Source organism: Robiginitalea aestuariiviva (genome assembly GCF_029537735.1).
Lineage (GTDB): Bacteria > Bacteroidota > Bacteroidia > Flavobacteriales > Flavobacteriaceae > Robiginitalea > Robiginitalea aestuariiviva.
On the sequence record NZ_JARPUQ010000002.1, the window covers coordinates 547,363 to 570,501 of the forward strand.

26 protein-coding genes and 1 tRNA gene are annotated in these 23,139 nt (G+C 54.7%); 8 read left to right on the forward strand and 19 right to left on the reverse strand.

Annotation, left to right across the window (positions count from 1 at the left end; genetic code table 11):
- Positions 1-66: 66 nt before the first annotated feature.
- From OZ410_RS09265 to OZ410_RS09310, 10 genes are all read right to left on the reverse strand, one after another.
- Positions 67-516 carry a hypothetical protein gene (locus OZ410_RS09265; RefSeq protein WP_277707672.1) on the reverse strand — a complete coding sequence of 150 codons (450 nt, stop codon included), beginning with the start codon at positions 514-516 and terminating at the stop codon, positions 67-69.
- A 624-nt stretch (positions 517-1,140) separates the two neighbouring features.
- Positions 1,141-1,671: a hypothetical protein gene (locus OZ410_RS09270; protein ID WP_277707673.1), complete on the reverse strand. Its 531-nt coding sequence runs from the start codon at positions 1,669-1,671 to the stop codon at positions 1,141-1,143.
- 210 nt (positions 1,672-1,881) lie between these two features.
- The gene (locus OZ410_RS09275) at positions 1,882-2,256 is read right to left on the reverse strand and encodes a hypothetical protein (protein WP_277707674.1); all 375 of its coding nucleotides are present in this window, start codon (positions 2,254-2,256) and stop codon (positions 1,882-1,884) included.
- Between the two features lie 180 nt (positions 2,257-2,436).
- Positions 2,437-2,784, reverse strand: coding sequence for a hypothetical protein (locus OZ410_RS09280; RefSeq protein ID WP_277707675.1), 348 nt, complete (start codon positions 2,782-2,784; stop codon positions 2,437-2,439).
- Positions 2,785-3,051: 267 nt separating this feature from the next.
- On the reverse strand, positions 3,052-3,318 hold the full coding sequence (locus OZ410_RS09285; RefSeq protein ID WP_277707676.1) for a hypothetical protein: 267 nt from the start codon (positions 3,316-3,318) through the stop codon (positions 3,052-3,054).
- A 208-nt stretch (positions 3,319-3,526) separates the two neighbouring features.
- Entirely contained in the window at positions 3,527-3,964 is a 438-nt protein-coding gene (locus tag OZ410_RS09290) for a DUF4844 domain-containing protein (protein WP_277707677.1), read from the reverse strand.
- Between the two features lie 152 nt (positions 3,965-4,116).
- A complete protein-coding gene (locus OZ410_RS09295) occupies positions 4,117-4,323 on the reverse strand; it encodes a hypothetical protein (protein WP_277707678.1) in 207 nt (68 codons plus the stop codon).
- A 188-nt stretch (positions 4,324-4,511) separates the two neighbouring features.
- Positions 4,512-4,901: a helix-turn-helix domain-containing protein gene (locus tag OZ410_RS09300; RefSeq protein WP_277707679.1), complete on the reverse strand. Its 390-nt coding sequence runs from the start codon at positions 4,899-4,901 to the stop codon at positions 4,512-4,514.
- 80 nt (positions 4,902-4,981) lie between these two features.
- The gene (locus OZ410_RS09305; protein ID WP_277707680.1) at positions 4,982-6,133 is read right to left on the reverse strand and encodes a tyrosine-type recombinase/integrase; all 1,152 of its coding nucleotides are present in this window, start codon (positions 6,131-6,133) and stop codon (positions 4,982-4,984) included.
- Between the two features lie 54 nt (positions 6,134-6,187).
- Positions 6,188-6,619: a GNAT family N-acetyltransferase gene (locus tag OZ410_RS09310; RefSeq protein WP_277707681.1), complete on the reverse strand. Its 432-nt coding sequence runs from the start codon at positions 6,617-6,619 to the stop codon at positions 6,188-6,190.
- Between the two features lie 188 nt (positions 6,620-6,807).
- On the opposite strand from OZ410_RS09310, the gene OZ410_RS09315 reads away from it, so the two are divergent.
- Positions 6,808-9,654: a TonB-dependent receptor gene (locus tag OZ410_RS09315; RefSeq protein ID WP_277707682.1), complete on the forward strand. Its 2,847-nt coding sequence runs from the start codon at positions 6,808-6,810 to the stop codon at positions 9,652-9,654.
- 60 nt (positions 9,655-9,714) lie between these two features.
- Here the strand turns inward: OZ410_RS09315 and OZ410_RS09320 are convergent, their stop codons facing one another.
- On the reverse strand, positions 9,715-10,149 hold the full coding sequence (locus OZ410_RS09320; protein ID WP_277707683.1) for an iron chaperone: 435 nt from the start codon (positions 10,147-10,149) through the stop codon (positions 9,715-9,717).
- A 195-nt stretch (positions 10,150-10,344) separates the two neighbouring features.
- Positions 10,345-10,417: transfer RNA gene (locus OZ410_RS09325), tRNA-Lys, on the reverse strand.
- A 143-nt stretch (positions 10,418-10,560) separates the two neighbouring features.
- Here OZ410_RS09325 and OZ410_RS09330 point away from each other — a divergent pair.
- A complete protein-coding gene (locus OZ410_RS09330) occupies positions 10,561-11,076 on the forward strand; it encodes a shikimate kinase (protein WP_277707684.1) in 516 nt (171 codons plus the stop codon).
- Here OZ410_RS09330 and OZ410_RS09335 read toward each other — a convergent pair.
- The 3 genes from OZ410_RS09335 to OZ410_RS09345 are packed head-to-tail and all read right to left on the reverse strand — an operon-like array spanning position 11,068 to position 12,514.
- Positions 11,068-11,565: a phosphoribosyltransferase family protein gene (locus OZ410_RS09335; RefSeq protein ID WP_277707685.1), complete on the reverse strand. Its 498-nt coding sequence runs from the start codon at positions 11,563-11,565 to the stop codon at positions 11,068-11,070. The genes OZ410_RS09330 and OZ410_RS09335 overlap by 9 nt on opposite strands.
- A gap of 6 nt (positions 11,566-11,571) precedes the next feature.
- Positions 11,572-12,156, reverse strand: a complete 585-nt coding sequence (locus OZ410_RS09340) for a methyltransferase domain-containing protein (RefSeq protein WP_277707686.1) — start codon at positions 12,154-12,156, stop codon at positions 11,572-11,574.
- Positions 12,143-12,514 carry an RNA-binding S4 domain-containing protein gene (locus tag OZ410_RS09345; RefSeq protein ID WP_277707687.1) on the reverse strand — a complete coding sequence of 124 codons (372 nt, stop codon included), beginning with the start codon at positions 12,512-12,514 and terminating at the stop codon, positions 12,143-12,145. The genes OZ410_RS09340 and OZ410_RS09345 overlap by 14 nt, the downstream gene beginning before the upstream one ends.
- 74 nt (positions 12,515-12,588) lie before the next feature.
- On the opposite strand from OZ410_RS09345, the gene OZ410_RS09350 reads away from it, so the two are divergent.
- On the forward strand, positions 12,589-13,551 hold the full coding sequence (locus tag OZ410_RS09350) for an FKBP-type peptidyl-prolyl cis-trans isomerase (protein WP_277707688.1): 963 nt from the start codon (positions 12,589-12,591) through the stop codon (positions 13,549-13,551).
- Positions 13,552-13,624: 73 nt separating this feature from the next.
- On the opposite strand, the gene OZ410_RS09355 is transcribed toward OZ410_RS09350, so the two are convergent.
- The 3 genes from OZ410_RS09355 to OZ410_RS09365 all read right to left on the reverse strand — a co-directional run bounded on the left by OZ410_RS09355 (position 13,625) and on the right by OZ410_RS09365 (position 16,116).
- Positions 13,625-14,212 (reverse strand): outer membrane beta-barrel protein, encoded by a 588-nt coding sequence (locus tag OZ410_RS09355; RefSeq protein WP_277707689.1) that lies wholly within the window; start codon positions 14,210-14,212, stop codon positions 13,625-13,627.
- An 82-nt stretch (positions 14,213-14,294) separates the two neighbouring features.
- Positions 14,295-15,251, reverse strand: a complete 957-nt coding sequence (locus OZ410_RS09360; RefSeq protein WP_277707690.1) for a transketolase family protein — start codon at positions 15,249-15,251, stop codon at positions 14,295-14,297.
- Positions 15,252-15,270: 19 nt separating this feature from the next.
- A complete protein-coding gene (locus OZ410_RS09365; protein ID WP_277707691.1) occupies positions 15,271-16,116 on the reverse strand; it encodes a transketolase in 846 nt (281 codons plus the stop codon).
- Positions 16,117-16,260: 144 nt separating this feature from the next.
- On the opposite strand from OZ410_RS09365, the gene tgt reads away from it, so the two are divergent.
- The 5 genes from tgt (at position 16,261) to OZ410_RS09390 (ending at position 22,541) form a co-directional block, all read left to right on the forward strand.
- Positions 16,261-17,409: a tRNA guanosine(34) transglycosylase Tgt gene (gene tgt, locus OZ410_RS09370; protein WP_277707692.1), complete on the forward strand. Its 1,149-nt coding sequence runs from the start codon at positions 16,261-16,263 to the stop codon at positions 17,407-17,409.
- Between the two features lie 5 nt (positions 17,410-17,414).
- Complete coding sequence (locus OZ410_RS09375; protein WP_277708362.1) at positions 17,415-18,494, forward strand: LptF/LptG family permease; 1,080 nt, start codon at positions 17,415-17,417, stop codon at positions 18,492-18,494.
- An 82-nt stretch (positions 18,495-18,576) separates the two neighbouring features.
- Positions 18,577-19,530, forward strand: coding sequence for an acetyl-CoA carboxylase carboxyltransferase subunit alpha (locus OZ410_RS09380; RefSeq protein ID WP_277707693.1), 954 nt, complete (start codon positions 18,577-18,579; stop codon positions 19,528-19,530).
- A 169-nt stretch (positions 19,531-19,699) separates the two neighbouring features.
- Positions 19,700-21,253 carry a replicative DNA helicase gene (gene dnaB / locus OZ410_RS09385; protein ID WP_277707694.1) on the forward strand — a complete coding sequence of 518 codons (1,554 nt, stop codon included), beginning with the start codon at positions 19,700-19,702 and terminating at the stop codon, positions 21,251-21,253.
- Positions 21,237-22,541: an asparagine synthetase B gene (locus OZ410_RS09390; RefSeq protein WP_420917751.1), complete on the forward strand. Its 1,305-nt coding sequence runs from the start codon at positions 21,237-21,239 to the stop codon at positions 22,539-22,541. Before dnaB ends, OZ410_RS09390 begins: the two co-directional genes overlap by 17 nt.
- Here OZ410_RS09390 and OZ410_RS09395 read toward each other — a convergent pair.
- Entirely contained in the window at positions 22,538-23,134 is a 597-nt protein-coding gene (locus OZ410_RS09395; protein ID WP_277707697.1) for a GNAT family protein, read from the reverse strand. The genes OZ410_RS09390 and OZ410_RS09395 overlap by 4 nt on opposite strands.
- Between the last annotated feature and the right edge of the window lie 5 nt (positions 23,135-23,139).

Consider the following 23,139-nt stretch of genomic DNA (forward strand, 5'->3'; position numbering starts at 1 on the left):
GGGATTTTTTGGGTGGGTTAGCTGCAGCCATGGGGCATACCCGATGTTGGCACCAGTTAAATAAATTCAATCTGCACAAACCACTCGTTTGATTAGAAACCATTGTTCAGATTGAAGTTTAAAGTAATAGTATGCGCAAACGTTGGTTTCAGTTGCCTCAAAAGCTACTACCCGTTCTCCTGAATTCTCCATTTTAAGACTGAAATTGTCATAAATGGTTCTAATTGTTGTGGGGGTATGAGTAGTATCAATTAAAATCACTTGTTTCCAATCTTCTTTCGTCCAATAGATGCAATTTGAATCTTCATCACCAGGATAATCACAATCCGATAGAGGGAACTTAATTCTTGAAAGCTGGAATTCTTCAATTTTCGAAAAGTCTTCTAAGAAGATTTTGAAATTCTCTCCTTGAGGAACTTCTTCAAGTGATGAAACCTGCTTCAGTTTAGCCTTTTTTTCACTGCCTGAACATGAAAGAAGCAGAAGTAATAAAATGTGAAAAATGATGCTTCTCATATTGGTGCCAACGCACCAGGGTATGCGACCGTTCCGGATTGGCTTGTTTTGCGCCCATGGAGGCGCCTTGGTTCCTTTGGGGGATGCACTTCAATCTGGACGAAAAAAATCCTACTGAAGGCGCCCAAAGGGTGGCGAGCAAAACAAGCTTGGAATAGAAGCTTCCCAGGTTTGATTTAAGGTGAATTTAAAGAAAAATCTTTCAGGATGGGAAATTACCGGAATGGGGCATACCCGTTGTTACCTAACGGACCTCCTCCAAGCCTTCGCAAAGAATGACTTAAGTGTGGGTTAAGCCAGGCCTACCAGATATAAGACCTGCCAGAATTACATGGTTTGCTTGAATTAGAAAAGCATCTTGCTTTTTGAGATGAAGCCTCTGTATAGGCTTCTTAAGTTGCCGGTACCTCAACGATGCCTAAAAGATGGAAGGTATGGTAGGTAACGCTCCCGGGTATGCATCCGTGGCGACTGCAGCGGATAGGTTTTGCCTTAAAACGGCTCCGCGGCAAAACCCCGCTGGGTTAGGATGTTTCCGGGTGTAAATTGATTATTCTTAAATGTAGGAATTTTTCGGGTGGGGTAGTTGCAGCCATGGGGTATACCCGATGTTGTGGTTTGTTCTTAATGAAATGTCAAGGCTTGCCTTTTTTCCCTTATCCACTTCATATCCTCCAGGATGTACGTATCCAAAACATCGGCTCCAATCGCTTTCCCGCCTTGAGAATTCTTATTTCGAGTGGCAAATGAAAACACCAGGAGAGCCTTTGATTCCGAAATGAAAATTGGCTGCGAGCAGGTAATGATCTTATAGCTGTCTTCTAAGGCTCTTCGATTGTCGGTATTTACCATTTGAAGCAGGTCAGCGATATCCGGGCAACTGGTGCCATCCCAAGGGCTGGACAAAACTTTTTTGATTTGGTTTAACTGAGATTCCGTGAGGGCAGACACTTGATTGATGTCCTCAATAAGGAATGTACTTTCACCATTCCTTATTTGTACCACCAAAGTGTCCTGATAATTCTCAAGAAGATCCTGGAATGCGACTTTATAAATTTCTGACTCCTTGCATGATTCTATTTGCCCTTGTAAGTAGGAACCGAAAAGAAGCAAGAAGAAAAGGGAAATACATCTTATCGCATATGACTCCTTCACGTTTAACGGATCTAAAGAAATAAACCACAACGCACCAGGGTATGCATCCGTGGCGACTGCAGCGGACAGGTTTTGCCTTAAAACGGCTCCGCGGCAAAACCCCGCTGGGTTAGGATGTTTCCGGGCGTAAATTGATTATTCTTAAATGTAGGAATTTTTCGGGTGGGGAAGATGTAGCCATGTGGCATACCCGATGTTGGCAAATGTATTTTACCTATTCATTTTAAGCATTCCTACTGCGGCAATGCCCAAACCTCCCAAAGCAGGGCCATATGCAATAATGAATTGATCACCAAGGTCAATAACTCCAAAATAGGTAAGAAGAGTAAGCCCAACTCCAAGGATTGTTACTATAAGGCCTCCTAAGAACATTAATTTGCCTTTTGATTTTTCAGCGTCAGCTACCTCCATTCGATGTAGGTCACGATCAACGCGATTTACAATTATCTCGATGTCTTCGGGATCCATGATCCGTAGCTTTAATTCCTCCCTTAATTTGGAATACTCCAAGCTTCCTGAGCGAATTTTGTCACAGTATTCAGCTACATATTCCCTTCTAGACTTAGCCATATAAATATTTGCCAACGCACCAGGGTATGCATCCGTGGCGTTTGCAGCGGATAGGTTTTGCCTTAAAACGGCTCCGCGGCAAAACCCCGCTGGGTTAGGATGTTTCCGGGCGTAAATTGATTATTCTTAAATGTAGGAATTTTTCGGGTGGGGGAGATGCAGCCATGGGGCATACCCGATGTTGTAACACGTCTTTTAATCAGTCGTTAATGTGAATATTCTAATAATCATAAATATCCAAAATCCGATTGCAGGAAAGGATAGCCCTATTAAAGTCCATTTTTTATTCGAATCTTTCCAAGTATTCCAATGCTTTAATGTTCGCCCAATTACCGCTAATCCGAGTCCAAGTGCAGTAGCCAAAGAAGGTAGAAAAAAGATAAAGTTGAATGTGAAATTATGAGGTCCATAACCTTTGTTAAATCCGAGTAATGGTTCCCTGAAATAATTAACGACAAGAGCAATCGTAAGGATTCCCAGGCTTGCAATAGCCATTCGAGCTGTCCACTTAATCTTGATTAAATGTCTTTGAGCAAGTTCCAAAATAGGGTTTCGATAAATGTGTTACAACGCCCCAGGGTATGCGACCGTTCCGGACTGGCTTGTTTTGCGCCCAGGGCGGCGCCTTTTTTCCTTTTAGGGATGCACTTCAAATTAGACGAAAAAGATCCAACTGAAGGCGCCCAAAGGATGGCGAGCAAAACAAGCTTGGAATAGAAGCTTCCCAGGTTTGATTTAAGGTGAATTTAAAGAAAAATCTTTCAGGATGCGATGAAACCGGAATGGGGCATACCCGATGTTGGGCAATGTTCAAAGAAATAAGATTACTACAACGGCGGTTAGAATTACGATTGCCAGAATAATTAGATTGAGTCGGTCCTTTAATTGATTTTCAGCAACAAGCTTTTCTTTGATCTCTTGAACAACCTCTGGATCTGATTCTGGAAAATCTGAGCTCTTAAAATCTTCTTTGTTTTTACGCGCCCGGAAATAGGTGTTACGCGAACCTTTAAGTGCATCCCGATTTTCACGGGTTCGCTTCATTGCATCTCTAGAAAAACCTGCACCTCCGGTCATATCTGCTTAAACAATATTGCCCAACGCACCAGGGTATGCATCCGTGGCGACTGCAGCGGACAGGTTTTGCCTTAGAACGGCTCCGCGGCAAAACCCCGCTGGGTTAGGATGTTTCCGGGCGTAAATTGATTATTCTTAAATGTAGGAATTTTTCGGGTGGGGAACATGTAGAGCCATGGGGCATACCCGATGTTGTAGTACGTTGTTTTTATTCCTCGGAAGGGTCGAAACCATACAAGAACTTATTAAGTCTTCCGCCAGAACTTTCCAAACCAACAATGTCCATTAATTCTTCAAAATATAGACATACACGCTCACGATCCTCAGTATCTAATTCCAAGTAAATCTCCCGGAAACGATCCAGTCCTTGATCAATGGCTTTAAGATACTTCTCCTGTGTCGGATCCTTCCCTTCAGCAACTTTCTGAAAATCTTCGGCGGCAAGATTTATCTTTTCTGTAAATATTGGTCGAAGTTTTTCCTCTGCAATTCCAGGATAGTAAGAACCCTCTTCTTGGATAAATTTTTCCTTCATTTTGAACTCCTCAAACATTTCAGATTGACTTTTGGATGTCATCATAGAATCTTGGCTGTAAGAGGTATTGAAATAAGCAAATAGAACTAAAATAATTGTGAAGTTTCTCAAGTAATTTATTTAATGTACTACAACGGTTCCGGCTATGGCCCGGCGCCTCATAGCACAGACCAACCCCGGATTGATTAATAAACCCTAATGTAGGAAAATTTCCCAAGCCTTGGCCGGCGATGGGCTATAGCCGTTGTTGTACGCTGGCTTCTTTATTTTTTTGATTCCCTGAATTGATATTCATTCTCAACAAAAACCAAATAATGAGACATTCCCAGAACATCATTATTCCCTTTGATTTCCACCGAATACCATTTTTCATTTCTGACAGTATACGGGTTGTCCCAATCAATTTCCACATAATCAGGCATTGCTTCCCGTACACTTTCAATTTTCATTCCACTTTCAAGATTATCCATCCATTCAATTGTATCGTTATAGTAATCTTTACAACTGATGATTAACATAAATAAAAGCAAGAGGATGAGTAACTTGGTCCGATTCACATTTAAATAGCTTGCGTACAACTAGTTTTATGCAATTAAAGATAACGTTTATCCCCAAACCACCCCCTCGGGATAACGAAAGGATTAATGGTTGAAAACAGTTAGATGAATTGCAGGTCAGCGAGTTCTTTGCCAATACGTTGAATGCCTTCCAGGATGCGGCGCGTTTGCCGGGCCGAGGGTTTTTTAAGGCCACGCACATATTGGGAAAGCAGGGAGGGAGACATCCCAATGCGATGGGCTAAAAATGAAGCATTCAGTACCCGGTAGTACTGGAAGAACTGCTGCAGATCCAATTGCAGTTTAAGGTTCCGTTCGGTTACCACAAAACCCTTGTCATAATAGTAGAGGTTTAAAGCTTCCAGTACATGCTGGTACAATTCCCGTACATCTTTGCCTGTTGTAAAAACGGGAAGGTCTGTTGTATAGGCGGAATACCCCGTATCGGTACATTCCACCACAATATGGATGTTCTTCTTTAAGGGCTTCATAGGAGGTCCGTCAGTCGGGCTGGATTAAGCAGGCGAAGCGCTTGGCTACATTTCATACAAAGGTAAATAAAAATTTACTTTTATTCGTTCAGCCATAAGGGGTTTGAGGGAGTTTGGGTTGTTTTCGCTTCGTAGATACGGTCCAGCGGGCTGCGGATGTTCAGCAGGTCCTGACGGGAAACGTGGGTATAGACCATGGTGGTTTCCGGGCGGGAGTGCCCCAGCAATTCCTGAATGTAGCGGATGTCTACCCCCTGTTCCAGCAGGTGGGTGGCGTAGGAATGCCTCAGGGTATGGGGGGTGATGCGCTTCAGGATGCCCGCCCGCCGGGCGTTTCGTTTTAAAAATACCCGGATGCTGGTGGCGCTGTAGGCTTTGCCCCGTATGCCTTCGGCAAAATAGGTCTCAGGCTGGTAGGTGGCCAGGTAGTTTTCCAATAAGGGGACCAGCCGCTCAGCCAGTACCACCCGCCGGTCTTTGCGGCCCTTGCCATTCTGCACAAAGAGCTGGCGGCGGTGCAGGTCCAGGTGCTCCAGGCGCAGGGCCAGTACCTCGCCCACGCGCAGGCCGCAGCCGTAGATCAGGGCGGTGAGGGCACGATGCTTCAGGTTGCGGGTATGCTGCAGCAGGCTCAGGATTTCCGCCGTGCTCAAGACCGAGGGCAGTTTCCGGCTTTTTCGGGGCCGCACCAGGCCCTCCGGGTTCAGGGGGCAGTCCGGCAGGAATACCGAGAATTGCTTCAGGGCGCTAATGGCCTGGCGGTGGGTGCTGATGGAGATGCTGCGCTTCAGCACCAGCCATTCCAGGAAGGCTTCCGCATCCGTATTGGAGGCGGCTTCCGGGGGCTTCCCCTTTAAAAAAAGCAGGAACTGGGCCACCAGGGAGGTGTACGTGGCCACGCTACTTTCGCTATAGCGCCGGGCTTGCAGGAAATTGCGGAATTTCTCTGCCAGGGGTGGGTGCCTGGGCAGGGGTTTAGGAAGGGATTCAGGGGCCGGTCTGGCCCTGGGCGGCAGGCGGGATTCCACAGCATACCCGCCAGCCTTCAGGTGGCGGATCAGCTCCGGGGCACTCCCCGGGTCCGGCAAGTACCAGTGCCCCAAATCCGGGTCCCAGCGCGTACCGGGAAAGCTTTTGATGTATTCCTTAAGGGCGTGGGTATACCTGAAGGTGATCCGAAGGTGCTCCCGCCCTTCATACAGAAAGGCAGACAGGGTAACGGTATGGGCCATGGCAGCGCTTTGGCCCAAGATAGGCCCGGGCCCTGCAGGCCCATTGCAGGAAGGTTAATCCTGCAGGGGCAGGCGCATGAGTTTGCTGTCTTTTTCTAAAAAGCCCAATCCCGCGTAAAGCCGGTGGGCAGGCAGGCGGTGGTGCCCTGTATACAGGAGTATTTCCCGGGCCCCTGCCGCGCGGGCCACTTCAATGAGGTGTTCCATAAGCCGGCGGGCAATACCCTTGCCCCGGGCCTCGGTATCCACCACCACATCTTCTACCCAGGCCTTGCAGCCGGACAGGACGGTGTAGGTGCACAGGGTGGCCATGCCCAGAATGCGTCCCTGCTCCCGGCAGACCAACAAGGTAGGGGGGTGGGGGTGATCCAGTACGGCAGCCGGGTTTTGGGGGGTGAGTTTCGGGTTTAATTGCCGGAACAATGCCCGGATTTGTTCCCTATCCGCATCGGTCAGGTGTTCGGGGTGCAGTTGTTGGATTTCCATGCCCTAAGATACCTTATTTAAGCATAATCCGGGGGCTTTAGGGGGTTGTATAAGGCTTTAAGGCGCTTAACATCAAGTAGATGAATTTTTTTCAATATCTGTACGATTTAATTGACTATTTTGTTAACGAAAACTAAAAAAACTACTGTATGAGCAATGAAATTCTTAAAACAAGCCGCACAAATTTAATGGTGCTGGTCCTGTTCTGCCTGCCGTTTTTTGCGGCGGCGCAGGAGGTGACCGGTACCGTTACCAGTTCCGGAGACAACCAGCCCTTACCCGGGGTTAATATTGTCGAAAAAGGGACTCGCAACGGTACCACAACGGATTTTGACGGAAACTTCAGTATTACCGTTAGCCGCTTCCCGGCTACCCTGGTGGTTTCCTTCATCGGATTCTCTACCCGGGAGGTTATGGTAAACGGCCCGGGCAGCATTAGCGTTCAGCTGGATGAAGGTGTGGCCCTGGATGAGGTGGTCATGGTAGGGTCGCGTGCCGTGGCCCGGTCCAGTACGGACACCCCCCTGCCGGTAGATATGGTTGGGGTAAAGGAACTGCAGAACACGGGGCAGGTCTCTTTTGACAAGTCCCTGCAGTACAAGATCCCTTCCTTTAACACGGTGCAGACGCCGGTAAACGATGCCACCTCCCTGCTGGATCCGTACGAGATCCGGAATATGGGGCCCAGCCGGACGTTGATCCTGATCAACGGGAAGCGGAAGAACCTGAGTGCCCTGTTGTACACCCAGACCTCTCCAGGTCGTGGGGAAACCGGGGCGGACATCGCAGCCATCCCGACCGATGCGATCAAGCGGGTGGAAATCCTGCGCGACGGCGCCTCGGCCCAGTACGGGTCCGATGCCATTGCCGGGGTAATGAACATCATCCTGAAGGATAACGCAGAGGGCGGGTACGCCTCCCTGCGCACCGGGGTTTCCAGTGAGGGCGACGGGGAATCCTTTGCCTTTGCCATTAACAACGGCACCTCCATTTTTGACGACAAGGGCTATATCAACTACACCGTAGACCTCTCGTCCATCGGGCAGTACAACCGCCCCGGTACGGTAAACGCCGCGGGTGAGATTGCCGACTTTACCGGGGGCACCGCCGGAGACATTGCCTTTGTAAACGAGTTCCTGTCACGCAAGCCGGATGCAGGCAACATTAACGGGTCTCCCGAGACCACTGCCGCCAAGTTCCTGGTGAACGGGGGGGTAGACCTGGGCGAGGCTGCCGAGATGTACTTCAACGCTGCCTATGTTTACAAAAAGGTAAACAGCTTTGCCAACTACCGGACCCCGTACTGGAGAACCATTGAGTCTTTCCCATACCTGGGGAACTTTTTCCCGGGAGACAACCCCAACAACCAGGGTTCCTATACCGATGCCTATGGGAATACCTTCCAGGGCAATGGCTATGACGGGTATGTTCCCACCTTCGACGGAGACCTGAACGACTACAACGCCACAGTGGGCTTTAAGGCCAATAGCAATGGCTGGTATTACGATGCCAGCATGACCGTAGGGGGCAACCGCCAGACCTACCGGGTGCGCAACTCCCACAACCGCAACGAGGTGTTCTCCCCGGCCGTTTTTAACGACGCCAACGGCAATGGGGTGGTAGATGCCGGGGAACTGATCCCCAGCTCCCGCCTGTACCAGGAGAACTCCCAGATCAGCTTCGACCCGGGAGGGACCCAGTTTAACCACGTGGTGGGGAACATCGACATTTCCAAATCCCTCTCCGACCAGGTGAGTATTGGTTTCGGGGCCGAGTTCCGCAGCGAGAACTTTACCATCATTGAAGGGGAGCTTTCTTCTTACGACGGCGGGGGTGCAGACTCCTTTGCCGGGAACCGGCCGGAGAATTCCGGGAAATTCAACCGCTACAACTTCGGGGGATACTTTGACCTGGCCTGGGATGTGACGGAAGATTTCCTGCTGAACGGGACCATCCGTACGGAGAATTATTCCGATTTCGGGAATGCCTTTGTTTGGAAGGTGAGCTCCCGCTACAAGCTGGCAGACGACAAACTCACCCTGCGCGGGTCCTTGTCTACCGGTTTCCGGGCGCCCACCCTGCACCAGATCTTTACCCAAAAGGCCCAGTACAGCTTTGTGCCCGGGCAGGGGATCCAGGTAGGTGGCCTGGTGAGCAACGTCTCACCCCAGGCGCGTTTGCTGGGAATTCCTCAGTTGGATGCGGAGGAGTCCACCAACTTTACCGTTGGGGTAGGCGGAAAGATTTCCAACAACTTCAACTTTACCCTGGACTACTATAACATTTCCGTGAAGGATCGTATTGTGCTGGGTACCGAGATTGGCCCCTCCGGGGACGCGGGGAACCCGCTGGATGTGCTGCTGGCCAGCAACAACCTGAGCGATGTGAGCTTTTTCTCCAACGCCCTGGATACCAAAACCTCCGGGATTGACCTGGTGGCCAACTACCGGAACATTGGCCTGGGGGCTGGCACCCTTGGGTTTAACCTCTCTGGGAACTATACCATCCAGAACGAGCGGGATGGGGACGTGAAAAACATCCCCCTGGTGGAAAATGCCGGGCAGTCCGTGGTGAATGCCACCCAGGAAGCCCTGTTCTTTACTTCCCGCCCGCAGACCAAGTGGATTCTGGGGACCAATTACGACATCGGCAAGTTCGGGTTCACCCTGAACAATACCTATTTCGGAAAAACCACCTTTCGTCAGCAGGGGCTGGATTCCAACCTGTACACGGAGTTCACCCCCAAGATGGTAACGGACCTGAGCGTGAACTGGGATGCAACGGATAAGGTATCGGTGCTCTTCAACATCAACAATCTGTTGAACGTGCTGCCGGAATGGGAGTTTAAGGCGGATAATGCTGCAGGGCAGGCGATCATTGACGATACGTCTACCAATTCCCTGGGGATTACCCCCATCCAGGAACAGAGCAACCTGATTACGTTTAACCAGCGCTATTCTCAGATGACCTACGACGGCTACCATTTCAGCCAGTTAGGTACCCTGTTTAACCTGGCCATTACGTACCGGTTCTGATACCTTAGGGGGAAGCCCCTTACCAGAAGTAATAACCCGACAGGAAACTGTCGGGTTTTTTTATGGGTGTTCTCCAAGCTGGGCTGCCCGAAAGCGTACCATCCCGGAAATCAGGGCGTAGGGTATGGGCTGTTTCCAGGGGAATTGCACCGAGCCCTTCCCTTGTTTGTAAGGGCGGAGTTGCTTCGCAAAGGCCGTATGTCCGTTGGGGGTGGCATAGAAGCCCAGGTGATTTTTAAAGGCCGCAAAATACACCAGGGGCTTACCACCCAGTTTGTACGCCGGCATGCCGTAGGCTATCCCTTCCGTTGCCCCCGGTGCCGCTTGCCGGATGGTTTGGCGCACCTGCTCCAGGATGGCCCGCAGGGGCTCGGGCCGGGCCTGGATATATGCGGTTACGGTTTCGGGTTTGGCGGGCATATCGAGCAGGGTGGGAACGGAAAGATACGCGGAATTTTTTTGCAGATAGCCCATCTTCAAAAGCTCCCGTAGCATCGGTGGCTGGGGTTGGCCTCCCTTCGGTCGCCCGACCCAGCGGTCCCGTCCTGCAACCTCGTAGCTATTGGGGCAAAACCAGCACAGCCAATGGCTGTGCGGTTTTTTCGTTCCTTCCGCATCGCTCAAATAAATTTGGCGCTGCTCAGAAACGAAAAAACCCGCCTCATCTGAGGCGGGTTTTGCGCTTGATCGTGACCCGGCTGGGGCTCGAACCCAGGACCCTCTCCTTAAAAGGGAGATGCTCTACCAACTGAGCTACCAGGTCATGCTGTCAAAAAAAAGAACCGGGGTGCGGTTCCGAGGGTGCAAATATAAAATCATTTTGTCACATTTCAAGGCTGGGGCGCATAAATTTCACCTTTGCCCAAAAAGGCGGATATTTGACGCGGAAACGCAAACCTGAAAACCATGCTCATTGCCCTGGTAGGCTATATGGGAAGCGGAAAATCCACGGTGGGCCAGGCCCTGGCCAAAGACCTGGGGTTGCCCTTTCTGGACTTCGACAGCTTTATCGAAAACCGGCTTGGTCAAAGCATCCCGGAGATCTTTGCCGCCCGGGGAGAACTGTTCTTCCGACGCACAGAGCATGAACTCTTAAAGGAACTTCTGGCCGAGGGGCCCCAGCTGGTCCTGGCCCTGGGCGGGGGTACCCCCTGCTATGCCGGGAATATGGACCTGCTTCTGCAGCATACCCCCCATGTGGTATACCTGCAGCTCTCGGTAGGCGCCCTTACCCGGCGCCTGGAAACAGGGCAGGCCCAACGGCCGCTCATTGCCCACATATCGGCCGAAGAACTCCCGGAATTTATCGGGAAGCACCTCTTTGAGCGCGCCCCCTTTTATGCGCAGGCGCCCATTACCATACGCGTGGAAGGGCAGGGGGTAGCTGCCGTGGTGGCGGAAATCAAGAATTTGTTAGTCTAGGTACACCCCGTGGTTGCGGGGGGCAAAGTCTACCCGCACGTGCTCGTGCAGGGAGGTAGAGAGGGATACCCCTTTAAAATCGGCCTTAACCGGGTACCGCTTGTGGTTGCGGTTTACCAGCACCGCAGTTTTGATCTGTTTGGTAGGGGTCTTCAGAAAGTGGTGTACCGCGTAAATGAGCGTGCTCCCGGAATTCAGCACATCGTCTATGATCACCACGGATTGCCCGGCATACTGTTCGGGTTTCAGGGAGGTGGTTACCCCACTGGTCAGGGGGTCCTTTTTGTCCATCTCTACCTGGCACAGCAAAATGTCCGCGTCGGTAATCTGCTCCAGGGCTGCCTTGATCTTTTTGGTGAGTTCCAGGCCGCCCCCGCGAATCCCCGCCAGCACAATGACCGGTTCTTCCACATTGGACTCGTAGATCTGGTACGCCATGCGGCGGATTTTGTACTGGATTTGCTGGTGGGTCAGGATGCGGTTTTCCATGGGGCTCTATTGCTTCTCAAAGATAAAAAAGAGTTCGTTTCCCGCCCGGGGTGGAATGGAATTCGTGGCGGTTTCCAGCACTTTGATGCGAAACCCCTCCTGGAAGTACTCCCGGTACTCTGCCGCGGCCCCGCCAAAAGGCGGTCCCTGTTCGGTCAGGGGGAACTGAAACAGCAGCCCGGCCAGCTTGCCGCCGGGGGCGAGCAGCCCGTGCATATGGCGGGCGTAATCCGGGCGGCGCTCCGGGGGCAGGGCGCAGAAAAAGGTGTGCTCCAGAATCAGGTCGAAAGGCCCGCCTGCATAGGCGAAGAAATCCGTTTGCACCAGGGCGATTTCCGGCATTTCCGGCACCCGGGCCCGCAGCTGCTCCAGGGGCGGGCGGGCAATGTCCAGTACGGTCAGGTTTCGGAAGCCCTGCTGCCAGAGGTATTCAGCCTCGTACCCGTTCCCGGCCCCGGGGATCAGGATGCGCAGGCTGGGGTCTGCCAGCTGGTCCGCATAGGCGGTCAGGGCCGGGGCGGCGTACCCGATGTCCCATCCGGTGCGCCCGTCGGCGTACCGCTCTTCCCAGAAGGCCTTATTCAGCATCATCTGTAAACGATTCCAGGTCCCTGCGGTCTTTTTTGGTGGGCCGCCCCGTGCCTTTTTGGCGGTAGTACTCCTGGCTACTGCGAATCAGCCGGTGTTCCTCCAGGGTTTCGGCCGGGGTGGTGTCCTGCCGGTAGAGCCCCACCCATTTGGCTCCCACCCGCTGCTCCGGGATCTCCAGTACGGTGAGTTGCATTTCCAGCTGGTTTTTGCGCAGGGTAATCTTATCTGTGGGCAATACTTCCCGCGAAGGCTTGCAGGGGTCGCCGTTGATGCGGACCTGTCCTTTCCGGCAGGCTTCGGTGGCCTGGTTCCGGGTCTTGAAATACCGGGTACACCACAGGTATTTGTCAATGCGCATGGGCCAAATCTTTTGTTAAGGAGTTCCGCAAAAATAGGGGAAAATAGTATCTTGCGGCTCGAAAGAAATTGGCTATGACCTGGAAAACCTTTGGCTTGGGGCTTGTGGCTGCGGCCCTGCTGACCGGCTGCAAAAAAGATGAAAATAACGTTTTGCAGGGCGAAGTGGTGCCCCCGCGGGACCTGAGCGAGGTGGCTGCGGAAGACGAAGCCACCCTGCAGGAGTTTCTGCAGACCCACTTTTACAACTACGAGGAATTCCAGACGCCCCCGGCGGATTTTGACTACAAGATCCGTATCGATACCCTGGCCGGCGACAATGCCGGGAAGACGCCCCTGATTGACCAGGTGCAGTCCCGCAGCATACAGGTAACCGAACAGCAGATCGGGGTCGGAGACTCCGAAACCCCCATTTCCCATACCCTGTATTACCTCACTGCCCGCGCGGGTCAGGGGGTGAGCCCCACCATCGGGGATTCGGTGCTGGTGCGCTACGAGGGCACCTATCTGGACGGGCGTGGTTTCGATTCCAAACCCAATTTCCTCTGGCAGGAATTGCCGTATTTCCTGCGGGGCTACCAGCAGGGCATGACCGAACTGCGATCCGGAACCCTGGAACAGTTGGTGGTAAACCCGGACGGGACCAGCAATATTGAAAACCGGGGCATCGGGATGGTGATCCTGCCTTCCGGTCTGGGGTACTTTAACGATTCCGGTACCGGGATTGCGGCCTACTCCCCCTTGATCTTCAAGATTGAGCTGGGGCTGGTAGTGGAAAACACCGATGCGGACGGGGACGGCATCCCTACCTGGATGGAAGACCTGAACGGCAATGGCTACCTGTTTGACGACAATACGGACGAAGACGAGGAACTCAAGGCCTTTACCGCCATCCTCCGCTCCAATTTTGTGGATGCGGACGACGACGGGGATGGCACTCCCACCCGGGACGAGATTGTGATCGACGCCCAGGGGAACATCAGTTTCCCGGATACGGATGGGGACGGTACCCCGGATTACCTGGACAAGGATTCCTGATCTGCCCCCAGCTAAAGCATAAAAAAATCCCTGCCGCACGGCAGGGATTTTTGTTTTCAGATCCCGGATAGTTCTAGAGCTTCAGGGAGAAGCTCAGGATCAGCTGGTCCGGGCGGGTATCTACCCGGCTGTCGCTCACCTGGGTAATATTGGTATTGATAAAGCGGGCCTCGTTCTCGCTGAAGCCGCGCTCGTAGCGCAGGTCAATCCCGAGTTTCCCGAGGTTGATCCCGGCCCCCAGGTTCAGGCCTACGGTAAAGTCGTTTTCCACGTCGTTTATGGAGATGCCGTCAAATTCCGTGTCCAGGATTACCTGGAAGGCCGGCCCGCCAAAAACGTGCAGGGGGCCGATCACTTTAGCGCCCAGCAACACGGGCACATCCAGCTTGCTCATGTTGAAGTCGTCTCCCTCGTAATCGGACTTGGTGCGGGTGTAAATCAGTTCGGGGCGCAGGTAAATGTCGTTCCCCACCTTGCCCCAGACCCCCAGGTGGTACCCCACATTGCGGTCCGGGTTGCGCGCGGCTTCCCCGGCGGATTCAAAATAATCGCCATTGGCGTTGTAGTTCAGACCGGCTTTGATCCCGAATCCGGGCCCGGCTTGCGCGTGGGCTGCCCAGGTAAAGGCGGACAGCAGGCCTAGCAAAAGCATACGTTTCATAAGCATTTTCATTTAGCGGGCCCTGGCAATCGCTCCGGGCCCTGGGGTTACAGCCCCCTCATGCTCAAAAACGATACCAAAATCAGCCCTTCCGTTGTAAAGCTTTAAAAACGGCCGCTTCGATGGCTTTATTGTTCAACCCGTATTTCTCCATAAGCTGTTCCGGGGTCCCGCTTTCGCCAAAGCGGTCCTGTACAGCCACAAACTCCTGGGGGGCAGGGTGGTGGGTAGCCAGTACCCGGGCCACGCTCTCGCCCAGGCCGCCCAGCATATTGTGTTCCTCGGCCGTTACCACACAGCCCGTTTTGGCCACGGACTTCAGGATGGCCGCCTCGTCCAGGGGTTTGATGGTGTGGATGTTGATCACCTCTGCGGAAATACCCTGCCCTTCCAGGGCTTCGGCCGCAATCAGGGCCTCCCATACCAGGTGGCCGGTGGCCAGGATGGTTACGTCTTTGCCTTCCTGCAGCATCAGGGCCTTCCCGATTTCGAAGGTTTGGTCCGCCGGGGTGAAATTGGCCACCTTGGGCCGGCCAAAGCGGAGGTAAACCGGGCCGTGGTGCTCGGCTACCGCCAGGGTGGCGGCCTTGGTCTGGTTAAAATCGCAGGGGTTGATCACGGTCATGCCCGGCAGCATCTTCATAAGCCCGATATCTTCCAGGATCTGGTGGGTGGCCCCGTCCTCGCCCAGGGTAATCCCGGCGTGGGAGGCACAGATCTTTACGTTCTTGTCCGAATAGGCCACGGACTGGCGAATCTGGTCATAAACCCGGCCGGTGGAGAAATTCGCAAAGGTGGTGGTAAAGGGGATGTAACCGCCTATGGTAAGCCCGGCGGCCAGGCCAATCATATTGGCTTCGGCAATGCCCACCTGGAAGAAGCGCTCCGGGTTCTCGTCAATAAAGGTCTCGATCTTCAGGGAGCCCACCAGGTCTGCACACAGGGTAACCACTTTGGGGTTGGTGCGCCCCAGTTCGGTCATCCCGGCCCCAAAGCCGCTGCGGGTATCTTGTTTTCCTTGGTCTGTATAGCGTTTCATCGGTTGGTACGGGTTTGGATTAGTAATCGCCCAGGGTTTCCGGGTTTTGCGCCAGGGCGGTGGCCAGCTGCTCGTCGTTGGGGGCCTTGCCGTGCCAGGCGTGGGTGTGCATCATAAAATCCACCCCATTGCCCATTTCGGTGGTCATCACCAGGGCTACCGGTTTGCCTTTCCCGCTGCGGGTTTTGGCTTGCTGCAGGGCGCCTACCACGGCGGCCATATCGTTCCCGGCATCCAGTTCCATCACGTCCCACCCAAAGGCTTCCAGCTTGGGGCGCAGGTCGCCCAGGGCCATCACCTCCTCGGTGGGGCCGTCAATCTGCTGCCCGTTGCGGTCAATGGTGGCAATGAGGTTATCCACCCCCTTGCTGCCGGCGTACATAATGGCTTCCCAGTTCTGCCCTTCCTGCAGTTCCCCGTCTCCGTGCAGGCTGAATACCAGGTGGGGATCCTTGTTCAGTTTCTTGGCCAGGGCCGCGCCTATGGCTACGGACATGCCCTGCCCCAGCGAGCCGGAGGCAATGCGCACCCCGGGCAACCCTTCGTGGGTGGTGGGGTGGCCCTGCAGGCGGGAGTCGATCTTGCGGAAGGTATGCAGCTCTTCCACCGGGAAGTAGCCCTTGCGGGCCAGCACGCTGTAGAACACGGGCGAGATATGCCCGTTGGAAAGGAAGAAGACGTCTTCCCCAACGCCGTCCATATCGAATCCGGGTTTGAGTTCCATGATCTCGTGGTAAAGGGCCACCATGAATTCGGTACAGCCCAAAGACCCGCCGGGGTGGCCCGAGTTCACGGCGTGCACCATGCGGAGGATGTCCCGCCGCACCTGGGTGGCCAGGGCCTCCAGTGCTTTAATATCAGCCATAAAAAGGAATTTAACCCTTCAAAAGTAAGCGCATTCTGCGGCCCCTGCAACCGGAGTTTTTACAACTTATTAACGAACACCAGCCCCGGTAACTTTACCGATTTCTTAAGACGGTATGCCGGGGAGTTGTGTATCTTTGGCGCCATGTCCGCACCCGCATCCCCGGCATTTGAACTCCAGCATACGGACCCGGCCACCAAGGCCCGGGCCGGCCTGCTGCAAACGGCCCACGGCCCCGTGCAGACCCCAATCTTTATGCCGGTGGGCACCGTGGCCACCGTTAAAGGGGTGCACCAGCGGGAACTGCGGGAAGACATCAACCCGGACATTATTCTGGGCAACACCTACCATTTGTACCTGCGGCCGGGCATGGAAATCCTGGAACAGGCCGGGGGCCTGCACCGGTTTATGAATTGGGACCGCCCCATCCTGACCGACAGCGGGGGTTACCAGGTGTACTCCCTTTCCGGTACCCGGAAGATTGTGGAAGAAGGGGTGAAGTTCAAGTCCCATATTGACGGTTCCCGCCATTTTTTTACCCCGGAATCCGTGGTAGACCTGCAGCGCAGCATCGGAGCGGACATCATCATGGCCTTTGACGAATGCACCCCCTATCCCTGCGACCGCCGTTATGCCGAACGCTCCATGCACATGACCCACCGCTGGCTGGACCGCTGTATGGCCCACCTGGAAAAAAGCCCGCCCCGGTACGGGTTCGAGCAATTGTTTTTTCCCATTGTGCAAGGCTCCGTTTATACGGATCTGCGCCGGCAGTCCGCAGAATACATAGCCGAAGCGGGCGCCCCGGGCAATGCCATCGGGGGGCTTTCCGTGGGGGAACCGGCCGAGGAGATGTACGCCATGGCCGAGGCGGTCTGCGACATCCTCCCGGCGGATAAACCCCGCTACCTGATGGGGGTGGGCACCCCCTGCAACCTGCTGGAAAACATCGCCCTGGGGGTGGACATGTTCGACTGCGTAATGCCCACCCGCAATGCGCGCAACGGCATGCTCTTTACTTCCGAGGGTACCATTAACATCAAGAACAAGAAATGGGAGGCGGACTTTTCGCCCCTGGACCCCATGGGGCATACCTTTGTGGACTCGGAATACACCCGGGCCTACCTGCGGCATTTGTTTGCCGCCAATGAGTATCTTGGCAAACAGATTGCCACCATCCACAACCTGGGCTTCTACCTCTGGCTGGTGCGGGAAGCGCGCCGCCGGATTCTGGACGGCACCTTTGCCCCCTGGAAGGCGGAAATGGTGGCCAAATTGGATAAACGCCTATAGGCATGATGACCATCCTGGACTGGTACATATTGCGCAAATACCTGACTACCTTCGGGTTGCTGTTGCTGCTGTTTGTGCCCATCGGCATCATGCTGAACCTGGCCGAGCAGATCGGCAAGATGATCGACAACGAGGCGCCCCTGTCCGAGATCCTGGTTTATTACGGGAATTTCACCATCTATATCGGCAGCCTGCTGTTCCCCATCCTGCTGTTTTTGGCCATCATCTTCTTTACCTCCCGCCTGGCCAACAACACCGAGATTGTGGCCATCCTGAGCAGCGGGGTTTCCTTTGGCCGTTTCTTGCGGCCCTACTGGGTGGGGGCGGGCATCATTGCGGTGGCCATGTTCCTGCTGGGGATGTTTATTGTGCCCTCGGCCAGCAAGGGCTACAACGAATTTCGCTTTAAGTATTTGAAAAAAGGGGGGCAGGACCGGGAAACCAGCAACATCTTTACCCAGCTGGGGGATTCCGATTACATCTATGTGAGCAAATTTGACCCCGCCCGGCAGATCGGGTACAACTTTACCTATGAGCATTTCGGGGAAGACGGGCAGCTGGAATACAAGATAGCCGCGGCCAACATCCGCTGGGTGCCGGCAGACAGCCTGTACCGCCTCACTTCCTACAGCCGCCGGAACCTGCGCGGCAATACGGAGCACCTGGAAACCCGCCGCCGTCTGGATACCCTCTTTGCCTTCCGCATAGACGACCTGACGCCGGTCTCCTATATTGCCGAGACCAAGAACCTCTTTGAGCTGAACGAATTTATCGCGGACCAGAAACGCAAGGGAGCCTCCAACGTAAATACCTATGTGCTGGTGAAATACCGGCGCTGGGCCCTGCCCGTATCGGCCTTTATCCTGACCATTATCGGGGTGGCCGTCTCCTCCATGAAGCGTCGGGGCGGGCTGGGGGTAAACCTGGCCTTCGGGATCGGGGTGGCTTTTATTTACATCTTCCTGGACAAGGTCTTTGGCACCCTGGCCGAGCAGAGCGGCTTCCCGCCCCTGCTGGCGGTGATCCTCCCGAACATTTTCTTCGGATTGGTGGGGCTTTACCTGCTGCAGAAGGCCAAGCGCTAGTCGCTGATTTTACCCGCCTCCCTCCGGGAGTTTGGGAATATCCTTTATCTTTGCCCACACAACAGACCAAACGAGAACCTTCATGGAATACCTGGATTTTGAACTGCCCATCAAGGAACTGCAGGACCAGCTGGAGAAGTGCCAGCTGATCGGGGAGGAAAGCGACGTAGACGTAACCGAGACCTGCAAGCAGATCGAGAAAAAGCTGGACGAAACCCGCAAGGAGATCTTCAAAAACCTCACCCCCTGGCAGCGGGTACAACTCTCCCGCCACCCCAACCGGCCCTACACCATGGACTATGTGCGGGCCCTTTGCGGCGATAGCTGGCTGGAACTCCACGGAGACCGTACCGTGAAGGACGACAAGGCCATGATTGGCGGCCTGGGCAAGATTGGCGACCAGAGCTTTATGTTTGTCGGCCAGCAAAAGGGATACAACACCAAAACCCGCCAGTACCGCAATTTCGGGATGGCCAACCCGGAGGGCTACCGCAAGGCGCTGCGCCTGATGAAGTCCGCCGAGAAATTCGGCATTCCCGTGGTGAGCTTTATCGACACCCCCGGGGCCTACCCGGGTATTGAAGCCGAGGAACGCGGGCAGGGCGAGGCCATTGCGCGCAATATTCTGGAAATGACCCGCCTGAAGGTGCCCATCATTGTGGTGATTATAGGGGAGGGGGCCTCCGGTGGCGCCCTGGGCATTGGCGTAGGCGACCGCGTGCTGATGCTGGAGAATACCTGGTACTCCGTAATCTCCCCCGAATCCTGTTCCTCTATCCTGTGGCGGAGCTGGGAGTACAAGGAGCAGGCCGCAGCGGCCCTGAAACTGACCGCCACGGATATGAAGCGCCTGAAACTCATCGACGAGATTGTGCGGGAACCCGCAGGGGGCGCCCACAGCAACCGGGAGAAGGCCTTCGAGATCGTAAAGAACAAGATTGCAAAGCACTATCAGGAGCTGCAAAAGTTATCACCAGAAGAACTGGTTGCCCAGCGCATGGATAAGTATGGCAGTATGGGCGTCTTTAAGGACTGATGCCCGCGCCTGCGGCCCTTACCGTATGAACCGGAGCCCCATGCTCCGGTTTTTTTTCGGATATCAACATAAAAGCGTAACTTATTAACACCCCAATTGTGGATGGACGGTGGATATCCAAGAGGAAACCGCCGCCTGTGCCTCGGGTGAAATTCCTACTTTTAACCTCATGGAAAAATCGAGCCCCGTAACCGGACACCGCATCGGAAAACCCAGCATCATTCCGCTGGAGCGCGGCAAAATACCGCCGCAAGCCGTTGATTTAGAGGAGGTTGTTTTGGGCGCGATGATGATCGACAAAAAAGGGGTGGACGAGGTGATCGACATCCTGCACCCGGATGTCTTTTACAAGGAAGCCCACCGCTACATCTACGAGGCCCTGTTCAAGCTCTTTGAATCTTCCGAACCGGTGGATTTATTAACCGTTTCGGCCCAACTCAAGAAGGATGGGCGCCTGGAAGCCGTCGGGGGCGATTTTTACCTGATCAAACTCACCCAAAAGGTGGCCTCTTCGGCCCACATCGAGTACCACGCCCGGATTATCCTGCAGAAATACATTCAGCGCTCCCTGATCAAGATCTCCAGCGAGATCATCGAGGACGCGTACGAAGAGTCCACGGACGTCTTTGACCTGCTGGACAATGCAGAAGCCAAGCTCTATGAGGTAACCCAGGGGAACCTGAAACGGTCCGCCGAGACGGCTCAGAGCCTGGTCATGCAGGCCAAGCGGAAGATTGAGGAAATTTCCAACAAGGAAGGCCTGAGCGGGGTCCCGTCCGGCTTCGATAAGGTGGACCAGCTCACCTCCGGCTGGCAGCCCAGCGACCTGGTGATCATAGCGGCCCGCCCCGGGATGGGGAAAACGGCCCTCACCCTGTCCATGGCCCGGAACATTGCGGTAAACGCCAACATCCCCGTAGCCTTCTTTTCCCTGGAGATGTCTTCCGTACAGCTCATCACCCGTCTGATCTCCAGCGAAACCGGCTTGTCTTCCGAAAAGCTGCGGACCGGCCGCCTGGAAAAGCACGAATGGGAGCAACTGAACGTTAAGGTAAAGGCCCTGGAGAAGGCCCCCCTCTTTATAGACGACACCCCGTCCCTCTCCATCTTTGACCTGCGGGCCAAGGCGCGCCGCCTGGCCTCCCAGCACAAGATCAAGCTCATCGTAATCGACTACCTCCAGCTCATGACCGGGGGCGCCAGCCAGAAGGGCGGCAACCGGGAGCAGGAGATCTCCACCATTTCCCGGAACCTCAAGGCCCTGGCCAAGGAACTGAACGTACCGGTGATTGCGCTCTCCCAGCTTTCGCGGGCCGTGGAAACCCGGGGCGGCAGCAAGCGGCCTATCCTCTCGGATTTGCGGGAGTCCGGGGCCATTGAACAGGATGCGGACATCGTGTCCTTTATCTACCGGCCGGAGTACTACAAAATTGACGAGTGGGACGACGAGGAACGCACCCCCACCCAGGGGCAGGCGGAATTTATTGTGGCCAAGCACCGGAATGGCGGGCTGGATAATATTAGGTTAAAGTTCATTGGGCATCTCGGTAAATTTGATAATTTGGATGACTTTGATTCTCCGTTCGAGTTTCAATCCAAGATGAATGCCGAGGGTGAGAACCCGTTTGTGGCCAAGGATTTCCCCAATGCCGACCAGGCATTCGGCAGTTCCATGAACGACCACCCGGAGGCCGAGCCGGATGACAATGACGTACCTTTCTAAACTTCACTTTTTTCGCCCCCGCTTCTGCCGGGCAAGCCTTTTTCTTTTCATTTTCCTGCTGGCCTTCGGGTCGGTCCGGGCTTCAGTTTTGCTGATCCCCATGGATGCCGAAAGCCAGGAAAACCACCTGAAAGCCTACGGCATTACCTTCTGGGTACTTTCCCAGCAACAGAAGGTGCAGTGGCTGCTCAATTACCGGGGCGGGTCCTTCCTGCTCCCGGACGGGGAACTGATCCGCAACGAATGCCGCATTCGCGGGGTGTCCTTCGAGATCCTGCCGGATGCCAGCGCCCAGCAGATCCTGGATGAGATTTCCAGCCCCGCCCGCAACCAGGAAGCGGTGATCCTGGAGAAAGCCCCGCGTATTGCCGTGTATTCCCCCAAGGACAACCCGCCCTGGGACGATGCCGTAACCATGGCCCTGACTTATGCGGAGATCCCCTATGTGACCGTATACGACCGGGAAGTGCTGGAAGACAAGCTGCCCCTTTACGACTGGTTGCACCTGCACCACGAGGACTTTACGGGGCAGTACGGGAAGTTTTACGGGGCCTACCGGGCCACCCCCTGGTATATTGAAGGCAAGCAGCAGGCCGAGGCCCTGGCGGCCGAACTGGGCTACGCCAAGGTTTCGCAGGAAAAGGGGGCCGTGGCCGAGAAGATCCGGCAATATGTGATCGGGGGCGGGTTTATGTTCGCCATGTGTTCGGCCACGGATTCCTTTGATATTGCCCTGGCGGCCGCCGGGGTGGATATCTGCGAACCCATGTTTGACGGGGACCCTTCCACGCCCAACTACCAGCAGCGCCTGGATTTCTCAAGGACTTTTGCCTTTACGGATTTTGTGCTGGAGCGCAGCCCGGTGCGCTATGAGTTCTCCTCCATCGACATGACCAGCCGGCGGGACGACGTGCCCCCGGAATCGGATTATTTCACGCTTATGGACTTCTCGGCCAAGTGGGACCCGGTGCCCACCATGCTCTGTCAGAACCACACCGCTTTGGTGAAGGGTTTTATGGGGCAGACCACGGCCTTTAACCGGGGGCAGGTGAAGCCCACGGTGATGGTGCTGGGAGAAAACCGCCTGAACGGGGAGGCCCGCTACATCCACGGGGTTAAGGGGCGCGGCTTTTTTACCTTTTACGGGGGGCACGACCCGGAAGATTACCAGCACCGGGTGGGCGACCCCAAGACGGAACTCTCCCTGCACCCGAACTCCCCGGGGTACCGGCTCATTTTGAACAACGTCCTCTTCCCGGCAGCCAAGCAGAAAAAACAGAAAACCTAGGCCCCGTTTTTACACAGGCAGACCAGGGGGTACCCCAGGTCTTCGGTGCGGTGGGTCACCTTAAAGCCAAAGGCTTCGTAATAGCGCACGTTCTCCGGGGTGGTGGTCTCCAGGGCAATGGGTATATCTATATCCCGGTAGGCTTTCATGGCTGCCAGGGCCAGGCGCAGGCCCTCCCCGCGACCGCGGACTTCGGGGCGCACCCCCAGGATCAGCGGATAGATATGAGGGGCTGCAGGGCGCAGGCGCCGCAGCCGGCGTTGCCGGCGCAGGATTTGGGGCACCCGCCTTAACCCGATTACCCGCAAGGCCAAACCGGCCTTGGCCCAGGCCAGGCGCAGCCGCGGCCATAACCCGGGCTTTTGATCCGGGAATTCCACCAGCAGGCAGGCCTGTCGGCTGGGCGACAGCCATACCTTTCCCTGGTAAAACCCGCGCAGGAAGAGGTAGCGCATCAGGCGCTGCAGCCGTCTGTGGCGCCCGGGCCCTTCCCCGATCAGGTGGTTGATGGCATTGGGCATGGTCTCGCCTGAAAAGGCGCTTTCCAGGATGTCTGCCACCAGTTGCTCGTCTTGCAGGGTTGCCGTTTCCATAACTT

Coding starts and splice junctions, on each gene's coding strand:
- OZ410_RS09265 (WP_277707672.1), bottom strand. CDS start 516: ATGAGAAGCATCATTTTTCACATTTTATTACTTCTGCTTCTTTCATGT.
- OZ410_RS09285 (WP_277707676.1), bottom strand. CDS start 3,318: ATGACCGGAGGTGCAGGTTTTTCTAGAGATGCAATGAAGCGAACCCGT.
- OZ410_RS09295 (WP_277707678.1), bottom strand. CDS start 4,323: ATGGATAATCTTGAAAGTGGAATGAAAATTGAAAGTGTACGGGAAGCA.
- OZ410_RS09300 (WP_277707679.1), bottom strand. CDS start 4,901: ATGAAGCCCTTAAAGAAGAACATCCATATTGTGGTGGAATGTACCGAT.
- OZ410_RS09305 (WP_277707680.1), bottom strand. CDS start 6,133: ATGGCCCATACCGTTACCCTGTCTGCCTTTCTGTATGAAGGGCGGGAG.
- OZ410_RS09310 (WP_277707681.1), bottom strand. CDS start 6,619: ATGGAAATCCAACAACTGCACCCCGAACACCTGACCGATGCGGATAGG.
- OZ410_RS09315 (WP_277707682.1), top strand. CDS start 6,808: ATGGTGCTGGTCCTGTTCTGCCTGCCGTTTTTTGCGGCGGCGCAGGAG.
- OZ410_RS09320 (WP_277707683.1), bottom strand. CDS start 10,149: ATGCTACGGGAGCTTTTGAAGATGGGCTATCTGCAAAAAAATTCCGCG.
- OZ410_RS09330 (WP_277707684.1), top strand. CDS start 10,561: ATGCTCATTGCCCTGGTAGGCTATATGGGAAGCGGAAAATCCACGGTG.
- OZ410_RS09335 (WP_277707685.1), bottom strand. CDS start 11,565: ATGGAAAACCGCATCCTGACCCACCAGCAAATCCAGTACAAAATCCGC.
- OZ410_RS09340 (WP_277707686.1), bottom strand. CDS start 12,156: ATGATGCTGAATAAGGCCTTCTGGGAAGAGCGGTACGCCGACGGGCGC.
- OZ410_RS09345 (WP_277707687.1), bottom strand. CDS start 12,514: ATGCGCATTGACAAATACCTGTGGTGTACCCGGTATTTCAAGACCCGG.
- OZ410_RS09350 (WP_277707688.1), top strand. CDS start 12,589: ATGACCTGGAAAACCTTTGGCTTGGGGCTTGTGGCTGCGGCCCTGCTG.
- OZ410_RS09355 (WP_277707689.1), bottom strand. CDS start 14,212: ATGAAACGTATGCTTTTGCTAGGCCTGCTGTCCGCCTTTACCTGGGCA.
- OZ410_RS09360 (WP_277707690.1), bottom strand. CDS start 15,251: ATGAAACGCTATACAGACCAAGGAAAACAAGATACCCGCAGCGGCTTT.
- OZ410_RS09365 (WP_277707691.1), bottom strand. CDS start 16,116: ATGGCTGATATTAAAGCACTGGAGGCCCTGGCCACCCAGGTGCGGCGG.
- tgt (WP_277707692.1), top strand. CDS start 16,261: ATGTCCGCACCCGCATCCCCGGCATTTGAACTCCAGCATACGGACCCG.
- OZ410_RS09375 (WP_277708362.1), top strand. CDS start 17,415: ATGACCATCCTGGACTGGTACATATTGCGCAAATACCTGACTACCTTC.
- OZ410_RS09380 (WP_277707693.1), top strand. CDS start 18,577: ATGGAATACCTGGATTTTGAACTGCCCATCAAGGAACTGCAGGACCAG.
- dnaB (WP_277707694.1), top strand. CDS start 19,700: ATGGAAAAATCGAGCCCCGTAACCGGACACCGCATCGGAAAACCCAGC.
- OZ410_RS09390 (WP_420917751.1), top strand. CDS start 21,237: ATGACGTACCTTTCTAAACTTCACTTTTTTCGCCCCCGCTTCTGCCGG.
- OZ410_RS09395 (WP_277707697.1), bottom strand. CDS start 23,134: ATGGAAACGGCAACCCTGCAAGACGAGCAACTGGTGGCAGACATCCTG.